Below are 22,508 nucleotides of genomic sequence, written 5' to 3' on the forward strand. Positions count from 1 at the left end.
AGTTCATCCGTGGTAAGATGGGTGTAGGTCATTTGTGATCACTCCTATGTTTTCTGTGGTTGGAAACACATATCGAGTGTACCACGAATGACTTTTTTAGTTGTCTAGCTTAATTTTACAATCGACGTAGCTAAAATATGACCGCAAAGTTAGGGGGAGTATATTGAATTTAATTAAAACACCGATCGAAGTCAGATATCAGGAGACAGACCAAATGGGTGTCGTATATCATGCGAATTATTTGATTTGGTTTGAGATTGGGCGGACGAAGTTAATTGAAAGTCTAGGATTTGCTTATACAGATATGGAGAAAGAAAATGTCGTTTCTCCAGTGATTGATATACATATCGCTTATAAAAGTCCTATACGTTATGGTGACGATGTTTATATTGAGACATGGTTGGAAAAGTATGATGGAATTCGGACCGTATATGGCTACAAAGTAAGTGGAAGCGATGGAATAGAAGCAGTTACCGGCACAACAAAGCATGTGATTGTAAACAAGGAAACGTTCAAACCATTATCATTGCGCCGGTCATTTCCAAGTTGGCATCAAGCTTATAAGAAATTAATTGAGGGAACTAATCATGGCATTCGGAATTAATAAAACTGAACTGCGAACATGGAAACGAGACGTCCAAATGGGAAAGATATCCTTTTTAACACACTATTGGATGGATGAACGTTTTCCTGGATGTTATACGGTAACAAAAGTCGGCTGCAGCAATATTGGAAAACTCATTCAATGGGGAGAGAATTACGGTCTTGATAAAAATTGGATCCATCATGATCAAAAGTACCCTCATTTTGATTTATTCGGAGAAATCCAAAAAAAGATTTTAATCGATGAAAACAAATGGGAGCATATTAAAAAGTTTAACTTGTAAATACAAATTAAAATGTCTATGAAATGAGTAAAGTTTGATTTATTCATATCATAGACTTTTATTTATTGATAAGAAAGTTTTGGTTCTTCATATGTTTCATCCATCGTTATCGTTAAATTTTTACCATCAAAATACCATGCATCCGCTTCTTCAATATAAAAGATAATATCTTCTACCGTTGTCGAAGTGTGGATTTCGTTTGGTTTCTCCATTTCAACACCTAAAGAAAAACCCGGAACCAGGCCGCCGTAACCACCGTAACGAACAAAAAAACGTAAGTATTTAGAGGAGTTAATAGATAATTCGTTCTTATACCATTTAGCAGCTTGGTCCGTTACATTTATTTTCATACAAAAGCACCCTCCATACTTTATAGCTAGTTATTTTCACTATTTTTTACATCTGTTCGTTCAGGTACAAGGTCAATTCCACCAGCATGAAATGGATGGCATTTACTGATTCTTTTAATTGTTAAATAAGCACCTTTAATGGCTCCAAATCGTTTAAATGCTTCTAGTCCGTATTCGGAACAAGTAGGCAAAAATCGGCAAGTAGGTGGTTTAAATGGGCTAATAGCCTTACGATAAAAGTGAATAATACCAATAAAAATATACTTCATTATTTTTACCTCTTCAATTAAAACTTTCTTTAATAAAATAGTTCATATGTGCCGTATATTTTTCAGCAAAAAGTATTCAAATAACGACGAGGAGTTATTTCCTCTTGTTAAAGTATACCAAACTGCAAGAAGTATATTAAATGATATGCAATTATCAGCAGTATACTCCTACATCCACGTTATTTTAGGCTCTGTTTTATTCTTTATCCGCTTAATATTATCCTTATGGCGATAAAAGACAAAAATGGTTAAAGCTACTGATACGATTGTTAACCCAATATCCTGTAATATGAGTGAACCAATTACCGCAACAATACCGGTAACCATAGAAGATAATGAAACGTATTTAGATAAGTACAACACCGAAATGAAAGTAATGATTATAATTGCAAACAGTAATGGGCTTACGCCTAAAAATATCCCACCTGAAGTAGCAACCGCCTTGCCTCCCTTAAACTTGGCGAATAGCGGATACGTATGTCCAAGCACCGCAAATAATCCAATGATTAATCGGTTAACCTCAACATCGATAAAAAAAGCTGCAGCAAGCGGGAGAAGGGTAGCAACAGTTCCCTTTAGTATGTCACTTAGTGTAACAATAACTCCCGCTTTCGTACCTAGTACTCTAAACGCATTTGTAGCACCTAGGTTTCCACTTCCATGCTCCCTTATATCCAGGTCAAATCCAACTTTACCAACTATTAATGCAGTAGGAATGGAACCTAAAAGATAGGAAAGAATAATAAAAATAAAATAGTCCATTATTACAGCCTGCTTTCTTTATAATTTACGAAAGAGTAAGCGATAATTCTTATAATACATGATTGTTAAAACGATTGTCTACCCAGTAATTGTTACATAATTCGGCAGGGATGTATAGTTGCTGTATTATCGTTTTATTTTTTTATATGGTAGAATAAGGGTAGTAGACTAAGTTGAATTAAGAAATACTTGCCTTAAAACATAAACTTAGGTGGGATCGCAAATTGGAAAATCCGACTAATGAAAAAATAAAATCAATTTTGGAATCTGCTAGCACAATTGCCGTTGTAGGACTTTCTGACAACCCGGAAAGAACATCATACCAAGTGTCAAAAGTGATGCAAGACAACGGGTATCGAATAATTCCCGTAAATCCAACAGTTAATGAGGTTCTCGGTGAAAAGGCATATTCATCTTTAACAGAAGTGACCGATCAAATTGATATAATTAATGTATTCCGTCGTCCGGAATTTTTGCCAGACATTGCCAAAGAAGCCGCACTGACGGATTGTCGTATTTTTTGGGCACAGCAAGGCATCAAAAACGACGAAGCATTCCATTATTTAGAAGAAGAAGGATTTACAGTAATTATGGATCTATGCATTAAAGTAGCACAGGCCATACTACTTAAAAAATAAAGTAGTTTCTTATTACTGACGTAACTACATTTCAATAACTTAATTTGTCGACTTTTACTGCACCGATAAATATGAGCTTGTCTTTAAAAGGTCAAAAATTATATAATCTTGTGTAGCTGGCTAGCTTCGACGGACAAATGTTTTCGGTAGGACGAAAGCGTAGCTACAGTCCCAGGAGAATTTAGTGAAAATTCTTTCGGTGGGAAAAGCATTTAAGCGCAGTCCCAGGAGGTTACACTTTTAGCCTGCAAGGGCGCTTGCGCTTCACTTATGATTACAGGATGACTAATGATAAAGTCATCTTTTTTTACTGTAAAATTTCATCGCGTTTGTATTTAACGATATACTGCGAAAACATTTTTTATGGGAAACAGCAACATCAATCTGTATTAAAAACATATACAGAAGGAGTACATTATAGTATTCTAAATAATGTACTTTTTCACCATTTATTATTGAAAGTCCGGATTGGTGGTAAAAATATAATTTACAAGCGAGACCATTTGTTCTAATATGAAGGTTAGTTGCTATTTCGGATTATTTGAAAGGGGAAAGGAATCCATTGGCTCATGAACCTGTAAAGTATACAGAAGAATCGATTCAAGTATTAGAAGGGTTAGATGCAGTCCGTAAAAGGCCTGCCATGTATATCGGCAGCACAGATGTACGAGGATTGCATCATTTAGTTTTTGAAATTATGGACAATGCAGTGGACGAAGCATTGGCTGGCTTTGGAAATAAAATAAAAGTAACCATACATAATGATAATAGCATTTCCATTGAAGATAATGGAAGAGGGATCCCGACTGGCATGCACACGACAGGAAAATCGACTCCCGAGGTTATATTTACGGTATTGCATGCAGGTGGTAAATTTGGACAAGGCGGATATAAAGCCAGTGGTGGACTGCATGGTGTAGGTGCTGCTGTAGTTAATGCCTTATCGAAGTGGCTAACAATCACTACACATCGTGAAGGATATACGTATCGCCAGAAATTTACCGATGGAGGCAAGCCGGACGGGAATCTTGAGAAAATAGGGGCTACAAAAAAGACCGGAACGACCATCCATTTCATGCCCGATCCGACCATTTTTTCCACAACCTTGTTCGATTACGAAACATTAGCAGAACGCTTACAGGAAGCAGCTTTCTTATTGAAAGGTCTGCAAATTGATTTAACCGATTTAACACACGATGAGAAAGTATCCTATGAATATCCAGAAGGTCTAAAATCGTTTATCGATTACTTAAATGAAGATAAAGATACCCTTCATCCTGTCGTTACTATTGAAGGTGTTCATGATGACATTGAAGTTGATTTTGCTTTTCAATTTAATGATGGTTATGCCGAAACAATGCTGTCATTCGTTAATCATGTACGGACAAAAGATGGCGGTACACATGAAGCAGGAGCAAGAACGGCCATTACTCGCACGTTCAATGACTATGCTCGCAGAATGAATTTATTGAAAAGTAAAGATAAAAATCTAGAAGGCACCGATATTCGTGAAGGATTTACGGCTATCGTGTCTGTACGTATTCCAGAAGAAAGCTTACAATTTGAAGGTCAAACGAAAGGTCGTCTTGGTACATTAGCAGCACGCTCTGTTGTAGATACTGTTATCTCGGAAAAACTGAATTATTTTCTCGAAGAAAATGCGGATACTGCAAAACAACTCCTTCAAAAATCAATTAAAGCAAAAGAAGCGAGAGAAGCAGCGCGCAAAGCTCGTGAAGAAGCAAGGTCAGGTAAGCGAAAAAGAAAAAAGAACACGCTATTGAGCGGTAAACTGACACCTGCTCAATCAAAAAATCCTAAGCGAAATGAATTATACCTAGTAGAGGGTGACTCAGCGGGAGGATCAGCAAAACTCGGCCGTGACCGAAAGTTTCAAGCAATTTTACCATTAAGAGGAAAAGTAATTAATACAGAGAAAGCAAAGCTAGAAGATGTCATGAAAAATGAAGAAATTTCAACCATCATTCATACGATTGGAGCTGGCGTAGGCGGAGACTTTAATATGGAGGACATTCAGTACGATAAAGTCATTATTATGACGGACGCTGACACGGACGGTGCTCACATTCAAGTATTATTGTTGACGTTTTTTTATCGTTACATGCGCCCCCTTGTAGAAGCCGGTAAAGTATATATTGCTCTACCACCACTTTTTAAAATTTCCAAAGGGAAAGGCAAAAAAGAAGAAATTATCTATGCGTGGAATGATGAAGAAATGAAAGAAGCTGTAAAAAAGTTTAAAACTGGTTACATCATCCAGCGTTATAAAGGGCTCGGGGAAATGAATGCCGACCAATTATGGGAGACTACAATGGACCCGGAGACACGCACATTTATACGTGTAACAATTGATGACGTTGCAAGAGCAGATCGAAGGGTAACTACTTTAATGGGGGATAAAGTTTCTCCACGTAGGAAATGGATTGAAAACAATGTGGAATTCGGTCTAGATGAAGATAATAACATACTTGAAAATGATAAAATTCACTTGTAGTAAAGGGGGATCTGCATGGCTCACATAAAACAATATGTCGATCTGCCATTGGAAGAAGTAATTGGAGATAGGTTTGGGAGATACAGTAAATATATTATACAAGACCGTGCCCTGCCGGATGTACGCGATGGACTTAAACCAGTTCAAAGACGAATTTTATATGCGATGCACCAGGATAAAAATACACATGATAAAAATTTCCGAAAAGCGGCTAAAACCGTTGGTGCAGTTATTGGTTCCTATCATCCGCATGGAGATTCCTCTGTTTACGAGGCGATGGTCCGTCTTAGTCAAGATTGGAAAATGCGGAATGAACTGATTGAAATGCACGGGAATAACGGAAGTATTGATGGTGATCCGCCCGCCGCAATGCGGTATACAGAGGCCCGACTTTCCAGTGTCACATCAGAACTTTTAAAAGATATCGACAAAAATACCGTTGACTATATTCCAAACTTTGATGATACAATGTCTGAACCGGTCGTGTTTCCGGCAAAGTTTCCTAATTTGTTAGTGAACGGTTCTACAGGAATATCGGCCGGCTATGCAACTGAAATTCCTTCGCATAACTTAGAGGAAGTCATCGATGCTGTTATTATGAGAATTGATAATCCCAATGTAAGCGTCGATCGTTTAATGACCGTATTAAAAGGACCTGATTTTCCTACCGGAGGAATTATTCAAGGAATTGAAGGTATTAAATCAGCCTATAATACAGGAAAAGGAAGAATTATTGTACGAGGCAAAGCAGCAATTAAAAAAACAAAAGGCAATCGCGAACAAATCATCATCGAGGAAATACCGTATGACGTTAATAAGGCGTCTATGGTCAGAAAAGTAGATGAACTGATCAATGACCGTAAAGTTGAAGGGATAACAGAAATTCGCGACGAAACCGATCGAACCGGCTTACGCATCGTGATTGATCTTCGAAAAGATGCTGACAGCAATGGGCTTTTAAACTATTTATACAAAAATACAGATTTACAAGTAACATATAACTTCAACATGGTAGCCATCCAGAATAAAACGCCAAAATTACTATCATTGCCAGAGATACTTGATGCATATATAGACCACCAAAAAAATGTTATCACTAGACAAACCAAATTTGACCTGGAGCGGGCTATTGACCGGGCGCACATTGTTGACGGCTTAATAAAGGCTGTTTCCATATTGGATGAACTCATTACAACCATCCGAGCATCAAAAAATAAACAGGATGCAAAAATGCAAATTGAAAAAAAATATGGCTTCACCGAAAAACAAGCAGAAGCTATTGTCATGTTACAGCTGTATCGATTAACGAATACAGATATTACGCTACTTGAAAAAGAAGCACATGAATTAAAGGAAAAAATTGATACATACAATTCCATTCTTTCTAGTGATAAAAAACTTTTTCAGTTGCTTAAAAAGAATTTGCGACAAATTAAGAAAACATACGCAACCAACAGACGTACACTGATCGAAGATGAAATTGAAAATTTATCCATTAACATCGAAGTGACTATACCGAGCGAAGATGTTCTCGTAACAATCACAAAGGATGGGTATGTCAAGCGTACAAGTATTAGATCCTATGCTGCGTCAAATCGGGATGATTTTACAATAAAAGAGAATGACTACTTAATTAGTCTATTAGAAATAAATACGACCGATAAACTTCTTCTCTTCACAAATAAAGGGAAGTTCATCTGTATCCCTGTACATGAACTCCCGGATATTCGGTGGAAGGATATTGGACAGCATATATCCAATATAGCGCCACTTGATGAACATGAACATATAATTGAAGGTATACCTGTACGAAAATTTACAGATGATCATTTTCTCTTATTTATCACGAAAAAAGGAATGGTTAAACGGAGTAAATTAAATTTATATGATGCTCAACGTTTTTCTCGCGCTTTAATCGCCGTTAATTTAAAAGATGAAGATGAAGTTGTTAACGTTTATCAAACAGACGGACATTCAGATATTTTTATTACGTCAAACAAAGGATATGGATTATGGTTTCATGAATCAGATATATCTATAGTCGGCCAGCGTGCACAAGGTGTGATTGGGATTCAATTAAAAAATGAAGAATTTGTTGTAAATGGACATGCTTTTGATGGTTTATCCGACCCATCCATTGTAGTTATCACTCAGCGAGGTGCTTGTAAACGAATGAAATTAAATGAATTCGAAAAATCAACCCGCGCTAAAAGAGGACTAATTATGTTGCGTGAATTAAAAAAGAAAGCACATCGGATTGAAGGATTTTTCTTCATTCATGAAAATGATAATTTATGCTTCCGAACATCATCTGGAGAAAGCCATCGAATTTATCCTTTAGAATTGCCATTCAGTGATCGATACAGCAATGGCTCATTCGTTATTGATTCTGATAACCAAGGGGAAGTAGAACAGACTTGGTTGGAAGCTGAATATAAAAAACCTTTTTCAGAAGATAATAATTAAATATGCAAGTGTAAAATAGGGAGAGGAGCCATCTTCCTATTTTTTTGTGTTAACATCAAATCACGAGCTTTACATTGGCACTCTCGTTATATCTAAAAGATCATTGTGGTTTTATTCTTTCAATTGGTGTATCGATTGTATTTAACAATGGAATATACAAATGTAATTTGGTATTCTAAATAATAGCAACATAAGTGTGTAAGTGTAGAGTAAAGACTAGAGAAAATGAGGAGGCCTCTCATGAATTTTGAATTAACAAAAGAGCAGGAAATGATCCAAAAGATGGTTCGAGATTTTGCTCAAAGTGTTATAAAACCACGAGCAATTGAAATAGATACAAATGCTGCTTTTCCTACAGATATATTTGAACAAATTGGTGAACTTGGTTTAATGGGAATTCCTTTCCCTGAAAAATTTGGCGGTTCTGATGGGGATACGATTTCCTATGCAATAGCTGTAGAAGAAATAGGAAAAGCATGTGGGAGCACCGGACTAAGCTATGCTGCCAACGTTTCACTTGGAGCAAGCCCCATTTTTTATTTTGGGACGGATGCGCAAAAAGAAACGTATTTAAAACCACTTGCTGAAGGAAAAGCATTAGGAGCGTTCGGCCTTACGGAACCAAATGCCGGTTCGGATGCAGGTGGTACAAAAACAACGGCAGTGCTAGATAATGATGACTATATTATTAACGGAGAAAAGTGTTTTATTACGAATGCAAGTTTTGCCGAGACAATTATCGTTACTGCTGTTACTGGTAAAAATGAGCAAGGAAAAAATATTATTTCCGCCATTATTGTCCCTGCAGATTCAAAAGGATTGGCGATAACGAGCAACTATGACAAAATGGGCGTGAGAGGTTCCGATACAGCAGAAATAGTATTAAATAATGTACGCGTACCGAAAGAGAACTTACTAGGTGACCCACAAAAAGGCTTTAAACAATTTTTACATACACTCGACGGTGGCCGAATCTCCATTGCTTCTCTTGGCGTAGGTATAGCTCAGGCCTCTCTTGATAAAGCATTAATTTATGCCAAGGAAAGAAGCCAATTCGGTAAACCAATCTCCAGTTTTCAAGCGATTCAATTTAAACTTGCAGATATGGCAATGGAAATTGAATTAGCAAGAAACATGGTCTATAAAGCGGCTTGGCTAAAGGATAATGATAAACCGTTTTCAAAAGAAGCGGCATATGCCAAATTGTTTGCAACTGAAACAGCATTTCGTGCTGCAAACGAAGCGATTCAAATCCATGGTGGTTATGGTTACATGCGAGAGTACGAAGTGGAGCGTTATTTACGAGATGCGAAACTACTGGAAATTGGAGAAGGAACATCGGAAGTCCAGCGCCTCGTCATTGCTAGACAATTAGGGTGCAAATAATTGTAACTTCACGTAAACCAGGAGGACATTTATGATTAAAAAAATACTCATTGCCAACCGTGGAGCCATTGCATCCCGTATTATACGAACATGTAAACGGCTAGGTATTGCTACAGTAGCCGTATATTCGGAAGCAGACAAACTTAGCCCTTATGTTTCAATGGCAGATGAAAGCTATCTGCTTGGCGGCTCACGTGTTGATGAAAGTTATTTAAATTCTGAAAAGATCATTTCCATTGCTAAAAAGGCAAATGTTGATGCTATTCATCCGGGTTATGGCTTTTTAAGCGAAAATGCCGTTTTTGCAAATCAATGTGAGGCGGAAGGGATTACTTTTATCGGTCCAAATAGTAAGGTCATTAAGCAAATGGGGGACAAAGTAGCTGCAAGATATGCGATGCAGCTAGCAGGAGTTCCGATCATTCCCGGAACGGAGCAAGCAGTGAAAAGTGCCGATGAAGCAATATCCGCCGCTCGTAAAATTGGGTATCCTGTCATGTTGAAAGCTGCTGCCGGTGGTGGTGGCATCGGAATGCAGATGGTCAAAGACGATGCAGCATTAGAGAAAGCTTTTACAAGTAACTCGGAACGGGCGAAAAACTTTTTCGGTGACGGTTCCATGTTTATTGAAAAAAAGGTAACACATGCACGCCATATTGAAATGCAATTATTAGCAGATCATCACGGAAATATTGTTCATTTATTTGAAAGAGAATGTTCGATTCAACGCCGGAATCAAAAAGTCATCGAAGAAGCCCCTTCTCCGTTCATCCATAAGACAACACGTCAAAAAATGGGTGAGGCATCCGTAAAGGCCGCAAAAGCAATAAACTATACCAATGCCGGCACAATTGAATTTTTAGTAGACGAAGAAGAAAACTTTTATTTTTTGGAAATGAATACACGCATACAAGTTGAACATGGTATAACAGAAGAAGTAACCGGCACGGATATTGTAGAAGAGCAAATACGAATCGCAAACGGTCAAAAGCTGGCGTTTAATCAATCCGACCTGAAACTTAAAGGACATGCTATTGAAGCACGTATTTATGCAGAGGACCCGGTTACCTTTTTTCCTTCACCTGGGAAAATTACTACATTCAAAGTTCCACAAGGGAAGCAAACACGCAATGAATTAACAGTCGCTGAAAACATGACAGTTACACCGTTTTATGATCCAATGATCGGTAAACTGATTACAAAAGGACAGTCAAGAAATGAAGCGATACAACAAATGAATAAAGCTTTGGATGATTACGTCATTGAAGGTATTAAATCGAATTTACCAATGATCAAAGAAATTATGAAGTCAGTGGCATTTATTGCTGGAAATACACCTACAACTTTTGTAGAAGATTATTATCTTCCATTGACAATTAAAAATAAGGAGGAATAAAAATGCAAGAAGTAAAAGCGAGTATGGCCGGAAGCGTTTGGAAGATTATCGCATCCCACGGTGACAAAGTGGAAGCAGGCGATGATATTGTTATTTTAGAATCAATGAAAATGGAAATACCGATAGCAGTGGAGAAACCCGGGACTGTAAGCAAGTTTAAAGTTTCCGAGGGGGATTTTGTTAATGAAGGAGACGTCATTGCAATTATCGAGTGATTATTCGCCTTTTAGGGAGGTTTTTTGTTGTCTGAACTAGTAAATTTACAATGGGCAGAAAATCATGTAGCTATTATGACAATAAACAGACCGGATGCAGCCAATGCCATGTCCACCGATATGCTGGATCAAATGAATGAACATGTTCATACGATCAGTGAAAATACGGCCGCTCGTTCTTTAATTGTTACAGGTGCGGGGAGAAAAGTGTTTTGCGCCGGAGCTGATTTAAAAGAACGTAAAAAAATGACCGACAAACAAGTTTTAAAAACAGTACGACATATCGGTCGGACAATAACAAGTATTGAAAACTTGGATATTCCAGTCATTGCGGCGATAAATGGAGCGGCGTTTGGTGGAGGTTTAGAACTGGCACTTGCTTGTGACATCCGAATTGCCGCAGATCATGCGAAAATGGGATTGACCGAAACCGCACTTGCAATTATTCCCGGTGCAGGCGGAACTCAACGATTGCCACGATTAATCGGAAGTGGCCAGGCTAAGCGATTAATTTACACAGCAGCCCGAATTGATGCTGAAGAAGCGACAAAAATCGGGCTAATCGAACAAGCTGTAAATCATGAAGAGTTAGTGGATACAGCAGTGAATATGGCAAAAATAATAGCGACTAATGGTCCGATTGCACTCAAACAGGCTAAGCTTGCAATTAACAAAGGAATGCAAATGGATATTAATACGGGAATTGAATTTGAACATTTATGCTATAAAGAAACATTACATACGAGAGATCGAATTGAAGGATTAAAAGCTTTTAAAGAAAAGCGCAATCCGGTTTATAAAGGGAACTAGATGCAGGAGGGCACGTATGTCTTATATTGAGGATTTAAAAAATAGAGTCGAAAAAATTGAACAGGGCGGCAATGAAAAGTACCATCAAAAAAATAAAGAAAAAGGAAAGCTTTTCGTCAGAGAAAGACTTCAATTATTATTTGATGATGGCATTGATGTAGAAGATGCATTTTTTGCAAATTGCACGGACGATACATTACCATCTGACGGAGTTGTAACCGGTATAGGCAAAATCAATGGCCAAGAGGTTTGTGTCATGGCCAATGACTCTACTGTAAAAGCGGGGTCGTGGGGAAAGCGAACGGTGGAAAAAATAATTCGTATTCAAGAAACGGCCGAAAAATTGGAAATACCGATGCTGTATTTAGTTGATTCTGCTGGGGCAAGAATAACGGATCAAATTGAAATGTTTCCAGGCCGTCGCGGAGCTGGAAAGATTTTTCACAATCAAATTAAATTGTCCGGACGTGTACCACAAATATGCATATTATTTGGTCCGTCAGCTGCAGGTGGAGCATATATTCCTGCATTTTGCGATATTGTCATTATGGTTGATGGTAATGCATCCATGTACTTAGGCTCTCCACGTATGGCAGAAATGGTGATAGGAGAAAAAGTGAGTTTGGAAGAAATGGGTGGTGCCAACATGCATTGTTCCGTTTCCGGATGCGGGGATGTGTTAGTACAAACAGAAGAAGAAGCAATCGAATTTTCACGGCGTTATTTAAATTACTTCCCGCCTAACTTTAGGAAAAAACCTGCACAAATGGATCAAAAAAGTGTGAAGCAGTTTGAAAAAACGATAACAGATATTATCCCTGAAAATCAGAATGCTCCCTTTAATATGCACCATTTGATTGAACGTATCATTGATGAAGATAGCTTTTGTGAAATTAAAAAGAAATTCGCTCCCGAAATCATTACAGGACTTGCCCGTATAAATGGGAAACCAATTGGGATCATTGCTAATCAGCCAAGAGTCAAAGGGGGAGTATTATTTCCTGATTCCGCCGATAAAGCGGCAAAATTCATACAACTTTGTGACGCTTTTAATATTTCATTGTTGTTCTTGATGGATGTACCCGGCTTTATGATTGGTACAAGTGTAGAACGTGCAGGAATTATTCGACACGGTGCAAAAATGCTGGCCATGATGAGCGAAGCAACCGTTCCGAAAATTTCTGTTGTCGTAAGAAAAGCATACGGTGCAGGACTATACGCAATGGCAGGACCTGCGTTCGAACCAGATTGCTGTTTAGCTCTTCCTACAGCACAAATTGCAGTGATGGGCCCAGAAGCTGCAGTTAATGCCGTTTATGCAAACAAAATTGCCGAGTTGTCAGGTGATGAAAAACAAGCATTCGTCAAACAAAAACAAGAAGAATATAAAGCGGATATCGACATATACCGTCTTGCTTCAGAAATGGTAATCGATGCCATTGTTGAACCTGATCTTCTCAGAGACGAATTATCCAAAAGATTTGCTGTTTATGAATCAAAACAAGTAACATTCACGGAGAGAAAACATGGAGTGTACCCTGTATAACCGACATTATGAATTTGACGCCCTTTGTTAATCTATTATATCGGGGCGTCTTTTTGAGGCTTATAATACTTATACACGTTTCATACAATACTTTTTACCGCACATTATGTTTACAATAATAATATTATGTAAACTAAATATAGCTAAAATCAATTGATTTAACTTTAACGAAATAAATGATAACCTTGAAATGAATGCATTGGAAAGTGAGGACTTAAATCATGGATAATAGGTTATTTCGAGATGCAATGGGCAAATTTGCAACTGGAATTACAATTGTAACGATGAACGATCAAAAAGAAAGTATTGGAATGACTGTAAATGCTTTTATGTCTGTCTCATTAGAGCCTAAACTTATCGCTATTTCAATTGGTCATACAGCAAGCAAGTATACAAAGTTTCAGAAAGCAAAGCATTTCGGGGTAAGTGTATTAGCTAAAGAACAGCAGGATATAGCAATGATTTTTGCAAAACAAAAAGAAAAAGACAGAGAAATTGAATACGAAACGCTTGAGCATATACCTGTTATTAAAGATGCTATCTTAAATTTATCATGTCAGGTCACAAATAGTGTGGAAGCCGGTGATCATACGATTTTTATTGCAGAAGTAACAAACTTGAAAATCAATGAAAAGGACCAATTACCAGTTTTATATTTTAATGGACAGTATCAAACTATACAATCCAAATGAGTTTTTTCATATTTCTATTCCCCCTTAAAGTTCATGTTTAATTTTAAGGGGGGTTTCATTTTCCTCAATAGGTAGAAAACGTATCAGATATTTCGTATAATATATATTAGAACTGTTATGTAGAAAGGAATTGTATACTTTGACTGTTTTGGAAAAAAAGAAAACGAATCTAACCCTTGAGCACATTGTTTCGTTTCACAAATTACTGAAAGAAAATAACGATCAAGAGAACGCTAATAAAATGCTGGAACTGTTTGAAAAAGTTAATAACAAGGAAGTAATGATCAGTTTTGCGGGACATTTTTCTGCCGGGAAATCCTCAATGATCAATAAACTATTAGATCAAGAAATACTACCTAAAAGCCCGATTCCCACTAGTGCTAACATTGTCAAAATTGCATCAGGAAATGAATCCGCAAAGATATTTTTTCATCACGATCCGCCAATTAAATATAACGCTCCTTATGATATAGAGTTAATTAAGGACTACTGCAAGGATAAAGATACGATCAAACAAATTGAACTAATTACAGACAACCCATTCTTACCAAAAAACACCGCATTAGTCGATACTCCGGGTATCGATGCTGCAGATGATGCAGATCGTTTAATGACTGAGTCTTCTTTACACCTTGTAGATATTATGTTTTATGTAATGGATTACAACCATGTTCAGTCCGAAGTTAATTTATTATTTTTGAAAAGCCTGCAAGAAAAATCCATTCCATATTATGTCATCATTAACCAGGTCGATAAACATAATGAAAAAGAATTATCCTTTTCTGCGTTTGAATCAAGCATTAAACAAACGTTTGATCAATGGGATATTTATCCCAATTCTATCTTATATTCCTCGTTAATTGACGCAGACGCTAAACATAATCAATTTAATGAAATTAAACAATTACTATTTGAATTGTTACGTCTGGATAAAAATACCGTTATGCGTACAGAACAATCCATTCATCAAGTCATTGATGACCATAAATTGTATTTAAAGCAGGAAGCAGAAGAAAAACTTGCTTCTTTTGCAAACGATAATGTAGATGAATCCGATATAAGCAAACTCGATTCAGTTGAACAGAAGTTAACGGAATTAAACGCACTTCCACAGCAAATGAAAGAATCATTTATGGAACAGTTAAATATAACATTAAAAAATGCTTATTTAATGCCTGCTGATTTAAGAGATAAAGCGGAGGCATTTCTCCTTTCACAACAAAAAGGGTTCAAGTTAGGCTTATTCAGTACAAAGAAAAAAACAGAAGAAGAAAAACAGAACCGATTAAACACCTTTCTAAACGCTGTGCAAAAAAGCATTGAAGCTTCCATTCAATGGAAGTTACGCGATAAAGTGCTTGATCTATTGAACGAAAATAAGTTATCGGACCCACAGTTAATGGAAAACGTTCAACAATTAGCAATTCACTATGAGGGTGAAGACTTACTAAAACATATAAAAGATGGAGCACAAGTAAATGGCAAATATATATTAAATTACACGAATGACATTAGTGCAGACATAAAAAGCAAATTCAGGGCAAAAGCATTGGAATTATGGCGGGAAATTGAAGCATCAATTATAAATTATACTAAACAAGAAATGACATCTTATGAAGACGAACGAGATCAATTAAAAATTGCTAATGAATGGAAACAAAATAAATTAAAAATTGAGAACGAACTAGAAAACTTAATAAAGAAGCTTAACGAAACCTTTGAGTATCCGGAAGCTGATTCATCTGTCGAAAAACAAATACAGCAACAAATAGAAGCTAAAAATAAAATAACGACAGTAACTGAAAATGAAAAAGTACAGATGGAAGAGGAGAAGAAAAAGGAAACTCCTTCACCTACTAAAGAAAAAATCAAACAAACAGCCACTACAAATTCTTCTGTCAACGATGTAATTCATTCGATTGATCGAACAATTGCTGCCATTGGTGACTTACCGGTATTCCAAGATATTATTCATAATTTAAAAAATAAACAGGATCGATTGCGAAATCGAACAATAACGATAGCGTTATTTGGGGCTTTTAGTGCTGGAAAATCATCTTTTGCAAATGCGCTTTTTGGCGAAAGGCTGTTGCCAGTATCACCAAACCCTACTACAGCAGTTATTAATCGAATTTCACCGGTTACGACAGATTATGAGCATGGGACGGTCGTAATTAAACTAAAAGACAAGGACACGTTATTTCAAGATTTATACCAGATTACAAAAGAGTTTTTACCCCCGAAAGATGATTTCGATAGTTTGCTTACTTGGGTAAAAGAAAATAAAATTTACAAGAAGAATGAATTAAATAAAATGTACCGCTCGTATATAGAAGCGATGATAAATGGTTATGACCAATTGAAAGATGTAATTGGTAACACGATGACAATTACAATTGAACAATTTTCCGAGTATGTAACAGACGAAACGAAAGCATGTTACTTTGAACTGATTGATTTATATTACAAATGTCCTTTAACTGAGCAGGGTATTACACTCGTCGATACACCTGGTGCGGACTCTGTTAATGCTCGTCATACGAATGTTGCATTTGATTATATTAAATATGCTGATGCCATTTTGTACGTAACGTATTACAATCATGCACTATCGAGAGCTGACAAAGATTTTCTCATGCAACTTGGACGGGTAAAAGAGGCATTCGAACTAGACAAGATGTTTTTTATTATTAATGCTTCCGATTTGGCAGAAAATGATTCCGACTTAAAACTTGTTATACAATATGTGGAAGACCAGTTATTGCAATTAGGTGTTCGTTTTCCACGAATATTCCCAGTTTCAAGCAAACGTTCACTTGAAAATAAATTAAATAACGAATCACTTAATCAAGAAATGCAATTGTTTGAATCGGACTTTTATCATTTTATAAACGAGGATTTGGCTGCATTAATGATTGAAGCTGCTTTATGGGATATAAATCGCGCCGCTCAGTTAATGAATAACTATATGAATTCCGTCCAGATGGATCACGAACAGCAGGAAAATTATATCAACGATTTAAATGAAAAACAGACATCGTTGCATCATGCTGTTAAACATTTTAATCCAAGTCTATTTAAGGAAAGAATAATAGAAAGAATAGAGAGACAGTTGCATTACGTAGAAGAGCGAATCGCTATTCGATTTCATGATATGTTTACTGAACACTTTAATCCGACGACAGTGACAGAGTCCGGGCGAAAAGCTACTCAGCAGCTAGAAAGAAATCTCGTTCGCTTAATAGACTATACAGGTTATGAGTTGTTACAAGAATTGCGTGCGGTTTCTTTAAGACTTGAAGCACGGATTAAAGAGCTGACGATCGAAATGCAGAATCAAATTCAAGCGAAATGCAAAGAGGTTGAACCATCGTATTTGTTACCAAGTCCGAACATGGATGAATTCGACACACCAGCTTATGACCAAGCTTTTGCAAATATAAATATAAATAAATTCGATAAAATAGTAAAGGCATTTAAAGGGACAAAGTCCTTTTTTGAAAAGAATGAAAAAGAAGTGATGAAAGATAATATTTATGAAAGCCTATCACCGGAAATTAAACAATATATTCAAACAAATAAAGAATTAATGGAACAGGAATATATTCACCAATGGAATGACATCACCGACTCATTAAAAGAAGCGATTACAAATAATATTACATCTTATATTAAAAATAACATTTCGATGATTACTGATCAGATGGATATTCAAGAATTGAAAGAAAAACAACAGCAATTACACTCCATTTTGGAAAGGATCGAAAAATGAAAAAAAAGATTTTGTTGATAGATGGAATGGCTCTTTTATTCCGCGGATATTTTGCTACAGCTTATCGAAACAATTTTATGAAAACAAGCAGTGGCTTGCCAACTAACGGCGTATATCAATTTCTACGATACTTTCTTGATGCAGAACAAACGTTTGAACCATCGCATATCGTATGTTGTTGGGATATGGGAAGCAAAACTTTTCGAACAGAAATGTACAACGCTTATAAGGCGAACCGTTCAGAGCCACCAGAAGAGCTAGTTCCACAGTTTCAATTGGCTAAAGATGTTGTAGAAATATTCAACATGCCGAATGTAGGCCTGGAAAATTATGAAGCAGATGATTGTATAGGTACACTGGCTAATCAATACGCTCCTGCAAATGAAGTTACGATATTGACAGGGGATCATGACATGCTGCAGCTTGTAACAGATTCTGTTCATGTAGCCATCATGAAAAAAGGTCTCGGAAATTACGATCTATTCACGATGGAAAATTTCTATGACAAAAAGGGAATCCATCCTTGGCAAGTTGTCGATTTAAAAGGGCTTACTGGAGACAGTGCAGATAATTATCCTGGCGTGAAGGGTATTGGTGAAAAAACGGCTGTCAAACTCTTACAGGAACATGATTCCATTGATAACTTACTACAAAATCTCGATCAGCTTTCGGAAAACATGCAAAAACGAATAAAAAGTAATTTAGAAATGTTGCATTTATCGAGAACATTAGCTGAGATTAAGTGCGACATCCCAATTTCATGCTCGTTGGAAAAAGCAGCCTGGACATTGGATAAAAATCGTATCAAAGAGCAATTTGCTGCACTGAACTATGAAAATTTAGCTAAACTAATTTAATTATTATGGGCAACAGCAGTTGATTTACACAACGCTTAATTCCGTGTTTTTCAACTGCTGGTTTTGATTAGGATCTCCAAATTAAAATGCATTTTAATCCATTTGCAGTGCGATAAAAGGCAATCTACGTTTAAATAATAAAGGAGGACTGAACCGTGTTAATTGGTTCAATCAAGGAAATTACACGCCATCCGGTCAAGTCATTTAAAGGGGAAAAAGTGGATAAAACACAAGTAATGAAATATGGACTATACGGAGACCGCAGTCATGCGTTCCTAGATAAATCAAGGCCGGGGAAGTTTTTAACGATTACCCAGGTGCCGGGAATGATAAATTACGATGCAAAATTTATTGGGAATGAAACAATGAATATTTATCCGAAATTAGAGATAACATCCCCGAGCGGACGTCGATACAACTGGGAAGATCAAGGTTTGCAATCGGAACTTGAGGAATTAAGCAATAGGGAAATAGAGCCGATTGCTTATAGCCCAGACAATGTCCCCATTGGACCAATTGAAGAAGATCATTTATTAATCATAACTGACGCCTCACTCGCACGATTAAGAGAAATGTGGGGCGAACAAATCGATTATCGCAGATTTCGTCCAAATCTGTATATTGAACTATCGGAAAAAAGACCATTTTCAGAAGATAACTGGATCGGAAAAGAGGTTCAAATAGGGGAGAACGTGAAAATAAAAATCAATGGGCATTGCGAACGATGTATGATTATTACTGTTAATCCTGACAGTGGAGAGAGGAGCCCATCCTTGTTAAAAACGGTTGTCAAAGAAAGAAAAAACCGTTTCGGAGTACTAGCATCCGTTGAAAAAACGGGGGACATCCATGTTGGGGACAATGTGTACATAACAAATAATTGACTATCGTTAAATGAGCAATCCATAAATAAAGGGAGAAAAAAATGAAACCAATTCCGGATTACTTACAAAAAAATTTAGAAATTCTTTTTGTTGGCTTTAATCCTAGTATACGTTCCAGTGAAACAGGGTATCACTACGCAAATCCTACAAACCGTTTTTGGACAATCTTGCACGAAGCAGGACTTACACCTAAAAAGTTTAAGCCATCGGAAAATGACCAATTATTAAAGCTTGGTTACGGATTGACCAATATAGTTGCTCGACCTACAAAAGCCGCTTCAGACATAACAAAAAAAGAATATGAAGAAGGGCGGATAAAATTAAAAGAAAAAATTGTTTATTATAACCCATCCATTGTTTGCTTTGTTGGGAAGGGAGTATACCAGCAATTCTCGAATAAAAAGGAGGTCCCTTGGGGAAAACAGAAAAATCCGGTCATTACAAATGTGATTGAATTTGTCGCCCCTTCTTCAAGTGGTTTGGTTCGAATGAAAAAAGAAGAAATCGTTTTGATTTACAAACAATTATTAGATTTAAAACCGGATATGTTAAACAATCCATAAAATCGGGTAGATAATAGGTGACACAGATTTTTATGGAGTTGATTTAATGCTCATTATTATTTCCTGGATTGCATTGGGACTGGGTGTTTTAAGTGCTATAGGCATAACATACGATATTATAAACCATCCACAAAAAATGAAAGTGATGAATTTCGTGTGGCCGATAAATGGACTGTTTTTTGGTCCAATCGCTATATGGGCATATTACAAATGGGGAAGAGTACATGCTGTTAATATGAATGTACCGGACAACCGAGGAGCACATGCGAAAGTATTTGTATCGACTTCCCATTGTGCGGCCGGCTGCACAATGGGAGATGCTTTTGGCGTTCCACTTGTCGCTATACTATCACTTACAATAATGGGTTCTACACTACTTGCTCATTACGCCGTAGAGTTTATATTAGCTTATTTACTAGGGATTATATTTCAAGTAGCAGCAATTTATCCAATGAACAAGAAAAGTGGTGTTAGAAGTTCCGTAAAAGCTGCGATCAAGGCAGATACGCTTTCTTTAGTGTCATTTGAAATAGGAATGTTTGGTTGGATGGCAATTGTAAACTTACTTTTATTCAGCAGTCCACCAGCACCAAACGGGCCATTGTTTTGGTTCATGATGCAAATTGCGATGATGCTTGGATTTATAACAAGTTACCCGGCGAATTGGTGGTTGGTGAAAAAAGGAGTTAAAGAAGCGATGTAAATCATTTTAATGAATTTTTCTAATACAATTCAAATTTACAAAAGGAGTTGAAGCTAATGCAAACGACATTGGTTGTAAAAGGAATTACGGATGGTCAAAATGAAGCTACTGTACGCGGGGCATTAGAGGCATTACAAGGTGTTCAAGGTACAGAAGTTCATCTAGCTACGGAAAAAGTCGATATTATGTTTGACGAAGGTCAAATTACGGTTAGCGATTTAAAGACTACAATAGAAAATCAAGGGTATATGGTAATTGTTTAGTCAATATGAGAAATAATACAGCCTTCTTTATGTGTGTGAATATATAAAGGAGGCTTATTAATAAGGTCAGAAAGCACAAAATTTTGTTCATAGCTGTCTAGCTTCGACGTACAAATTTTTTCGATGGGACGAAAGCGTAGCTACAGTCCCAGGATGTTCTAGTGCAAATTTTTTCGGTGGGACGAGCATTTATGCGCAGTCCTAGGCGGCGCCACAAATCTTTTCGGTGGGACGAGCATTCACGCGCAGTCCCAGGACGTGGCGTTCTAAGCCTGCCAGCCCAGAAACTAGGAGACTTCCCGTAGCTCCTTACGATAAAGAAGACTTGCCGATTGGCTTAGACAGAGGCTTAGTCGCCCTTATGCCCTTGGGTGAAAGTCATCATCGATTCGCACAGGTAAAGGAGGGCCAACTAAATACGCCCTCCCGCGCCAACGTTGGCATACCCCTTTTGCAGGGGCATGATTCCTTTTAGATGAACAGTCTTACGCCTCTAACGTAAGACTAGTGAATCTTATACTCTGGAGTGAATCTCAGGATGATTTGGAATGGTCGATTAAAACCGCCACTTTGCGTGGCAGATCTTTACGGTGGGGCGAAAGCGAAGCTACAGTCCCAACATCGAACCACCAGCTGTAAGCTGACGCAGTCGCTACGTTTCTAAGCAGGGCGCTTGCGCTTTTCTTAAGAGATAAGAATGTATATAATTTTGTGCATAGCTGTCTAGCTTAAGCGCCCAGAAACTAGGCGACTTCCTGCAGCGCCTTGCGATAAGTCATCATCGATTCGCGTGCTCATCGTGATTCCTTTATCTTAGTTGCTTCAGTCCAGTCGTTACGTTTCTAGGCAGGGCGCTTGCGCTTTTCTTTATAGTTTGTTTTAACAAATCCAATTGGAAAATGATAAAAGGTCCGCAAAATACAAATCTGCTTCTGTTGCTTCATCCCGACTGCCAACAAGCACCGTTTTCGTTCGGGCAAGCCTACCAGCTTCTATATCCGGCGCTCGGTCCCCAACCATATAACTTTCGGCAAGAATAATATTATACTGTTTTGCTAAGTTCAATATCATACGTGGCTTTGGTTTTCGACAAGCACAATTGGCATGGGGCTCATGTGGACAATATGCAATATCATCAATTATCCCACCATAAGCTTCCACCTCGTCGACCATTTTATCATGAACAGCTAGCAAGGAATCCTCACTCATATACCCTAGTCCAATCCCGCCTTGGTTCGTTACGACAAATACTTTGTAACCTGCATCATTAAATTGCTTAATTGCTTTCCCAGCACCTTTTAGCAAATAAAAATCTTTCGGCGTGTTAACAAAATTTACCCTTTTGCTTAGCACCTCATTAATAACACCATCACGATCAAGAAATATCGCTTTATTCATTTATTCAACTCCGAACTTCTATTTTATAACCAATTGTGCGCCTTTTTTAGTTAGATATACATTTACACACAAAATTGTCATTAATCCGTTCTAAGTCTGTAACGGATGTTAAATTAATAGAGGTATTTATGTCCTA

21 protein-coding genes are annotated in these 22,508 nt (G+C 37.2%); 17 read left to right on the plus strand and 4 right to left on the minus strand.

Annotated elements, in window-relative coordinates:
- Window positions 1-163: 163 nt before the first annotated feature.
- Window positions 164-604, plus strand: a complete 441-nt coding sequence (locus ACLIBG_RS13790; protein ID WP_439313350.1) for an acyl-CoA thioesterase — start codon at window positions 164-166, stop codon at window positions 602-604.
- Window positions 588-887 (plus strand): hypothetical protein, encoded by a 300-nt coding sequence (locus ACLIBG_RS13795; RefSeq protein WP_439313351.1) that lies wholly within the window; start codon window positions 588-590, stop codon window positions 885-887. Before ACLIBG_RS13790 ends, ACLIBG_RS13795 begins: the two co-directional genes overlap by 17 nt.
- Before the next feature lie 62 nt (window positions 888-949).
- Here the strand turns inward: ACLIBG_RS13795 and ACLIBG_RS13800 are convergent, their stop codons facing one another.
- The 3 genes from ACLIBG_RS13800 to plsY form a co-directional block, all read right to left on the minus strand.
- Window positions 950-1,237: a HesB/YadR/YfhF family protein gene (locus ACLIBG_RS13800; RefSeq protein ID WP_439313352.1), complete on the minus strand. Its 288-nt coding sequence runs from the start codon at window positions 1,235-1,237 to the stop codon at window positions 950-952.
- Window positions 1,238-1,263: 26 nt separating this feature from the next.
- On the minus strand, window positions 1,264-1,506 hold the full coding sequence (gene yidD / locus ACLIBG_RS13805) for a membrane protein insertion efficiency factor YidD (RefSeq protein WP_439313353.1): 243 nt from the start codon (window positions 1,504-1,506) through the stop codon (window positions 1,264-1,266).
- Between the two features lie 168 nt (window positions 1,507-1,674).
- Window positions 1,675-2,268: a glycerol-3-phosphate 1-O-acyltransferase PlsY gene (gene plsY / locus ACLIBG_RS13810; protein WP_439313354.1), complete on the minus strand. Its 594-nt coding sequence runs from the start codon at window positions 2,266-2,268 to the stop codon at window positions 1,675-1,677.
- A gap of 224 nt (window positions 2,269-2,492) precedes the next feature.
- Between plsY and ACLIBG_RS13815 the strand changes: the two genes are divergently transcribed.
- The 15 genes from ACLIBG_RS13815 (at window position 2,493) to ACLIBG_RS13885 (ending at window position 20,974) form a co-directional block, all read left to right on the plus strand.
- A complete protein-coding gene (locus tag ACLIBG_RS13815; RefSeq protein WP_439313355.1) occupies window positions 2,493-2,906 on the plus strand; it encodes a CoA-binding protein in 414 nt (137 codons plus the stop codon).
- Window positions 2,907-3,468: 562 nt separating this feature from the next.
- Window positions 3,469-5,421 carry a DNA topoisomerase IV subunit B gene (parE, locus tag ACLIBG_RS13820; RefSeq protein ID WP_439313356.1) on the plus strand — a complete coding sequence of 651 codons (1,953 nt, stop codon included), beginning with the start codon at window positions 3,469-3,471 and terminating at the stop codon, window positions 5,419-5,421.
- A 15-nt stretch (window positions 5,422-5,436) separates the two neighbouring features.
- Window positions 5,437-7,887, plus strand: a complete 2,451-nt coding sequence (parC, locus tag ACLIBG_RS13825) for a DNA topoisomerase IV subunit A (protein ID WP_439313357.1) — start codon at window positions 5,437-5,439, stop codon at window positions 7,885-7,887.
- A 240-nt stretch (window positions 7,888-8,127) separates the two neighbouring features.
- Window positions 8,128-9,273 (plus strand): acyl-CoA dehydrogenase family protein, encoded by a 1,146-nt coding sequence (locus tag ACLIBG_RS13830; protein WP_439313358.1) that lies wholly within the window; start codon window positions 8,128-8,130, stop codon window positions 9,271-9,273.
- Window positions 9,274-9,304: 31 nt separating this feature from the next.
- Window positions 9,305-10,669 carry an acetyl-CoA carboxylase biotin carboxylase subunit gene (locus tag ACLIBG_RS13835; protein ID WP_439313359.1) on the plus strand — a complete coding sequence of 455 codons (1,365 nt, stop codon included), beginning with the start codon at window positions 9,305-9,307 and terminating at the stop codon, window positions 10,667-10,669.
- Window positions 10,670-10,671: 2 nt separating this feature from the next.
- Entirely contained in the window at window positions 10,672-10,884 is a 213-nt protein-coding gene (locus tag ACLIBG_RS13840) for an acetyl-CoA carboxylase biotin carboxyl carrier protein subunit (protein ID WP_439313360.1), read from the plus strand.
- Window positions 10,885-10,911: 27 nt separating this feature from the next.
- The gene (locus ACLIBG_RS13845) at window positions 10,912-11,694 is read left to right on the plus strand and encodes an enoyl-CoA hydratase (protein WP_439313361.1); all 783 of its coding nucleotides are present in this window, start codon (window positions 10,912-10,914) and stop codon (window positions 11,692-11,694) included.
- 16 nt (window positions 11,695-11,710) lie between these two features.
- The gene (locus ACLIBG_RS13850) at window positions 11,711-13,240 is read left to right on the plus strand and encodes an acyl-CoA carboxylase subunit beta (protein WP_439313362.1); all 1,530 of its coding nucleotides are present in this window, start codon (window positions 11,711-11,713) and stop codon (window positions 13,238-13,240) included.
- Window positions 13,241-13,461: 221 nt separating this feature from the next.
- A complete protein-coding gene (locus ACLIBG_RS13855) occupies window positions 13,462-13,932 on the plus strand; it encodes a flavin reductase family protein (protein ID WP_439313363.1) in 471 nt (156 codons plus the stop codon).
- A 139-nt stretch (window positions 13,933-14,071) separates the two neighbouring features.
- Entirely contained in the window at window positions 14,072-17,704 is a 3,633-nt protein-coding gene (locus ACLIBG_RS13860; RefSeq protein WP_439313364.1) for a dynamin family protein, read from the plus strand.
- Complete coding sequence (locus tag ACLIBG_RS13865; protein ID WP_439313365.1) at window positions 17,701-18,561, plus strand: 5'-3' exonuclease; 861 nt, start codon at window positions 17,701-17,703, stop codon at window positions 18,559-18,561. The genes ACLIBG_RS13860 and ACLIBG_RS13865 overlap by 4 nt, the downstream gene beginning before the upstream one ends.
- Before the next feature lie 155 nt (window positions 18,562-18,716).
- Entirely contained in the window at window positions 18,717-19,445 is a 729-nt protein-coding gene (locus ACLIBG_RS13870; protein ID WP_439313366.1) for an MOSC domain-containing protein, read from the plus strand.
- A gap of 41 nt (window positions 19,446-19,486) precedes the next feature.
- Window positions 19,487-20,008, plus strand: coding sequence for a G/U mismatch-specific DNA glycosylase (mug, locus tag ACLIBG_RS13875; protein ID WP_439313367.1), 522 nt, complete (start codon window positions 19,487-19,489; stop codon window positions 20,006-20,008).
- A 46-nt stretch (window positions 20,009-20,054) separates the two neighbouring features.
- Complete coding sequence (locus tag ACLIBG_RS13880; protein WP_439313368.1) at window positions 20,055-20,711, plus strand: DUF4396 domain-containing protein; 657 nt, start codon at window positions 20,055-20,057, stop codon at window positions 20,709-20,711.
- Window positions 20,712-20,767: 56 nt separating this feature from the next.
- Entirely contained in the window at window positions 20,768-20,974 is a 207-nt protein-coding gene (locus ACLIBG_RS13885; RefSeq protein WP_439313369.1) for a cation transporter, read from the plus strand.
- Between the two features lie 879 nt (window positions 20,975-21,853).
- Here ACLIBG_RS13885 and ACLIBG_RS13890 read toward each other — a convergent pair.
- Entirely contained in the window at window positions 21,854-22,372 is a 519-nt protein-coding gene (locus tag ACLIBG_RS13890; RefSeq protein ID WP_439313370.1) for a D-glycero-alpha-D-manno-heptose-1,7-bisphosphate 7-phosphatase, read from the minus strand.
- Window positions 22,373-22,508: the final 136 nt, after the last annotated feature.

The sequence above is a fragment of the Virgibacillus sp. W0181 genome (assembly GCF_051846915.1).
Classification (GTDB): Bacteria; Bacillota; Bacilli; order Bacillales; family Amphibacillaceae; genus JBPYCR01.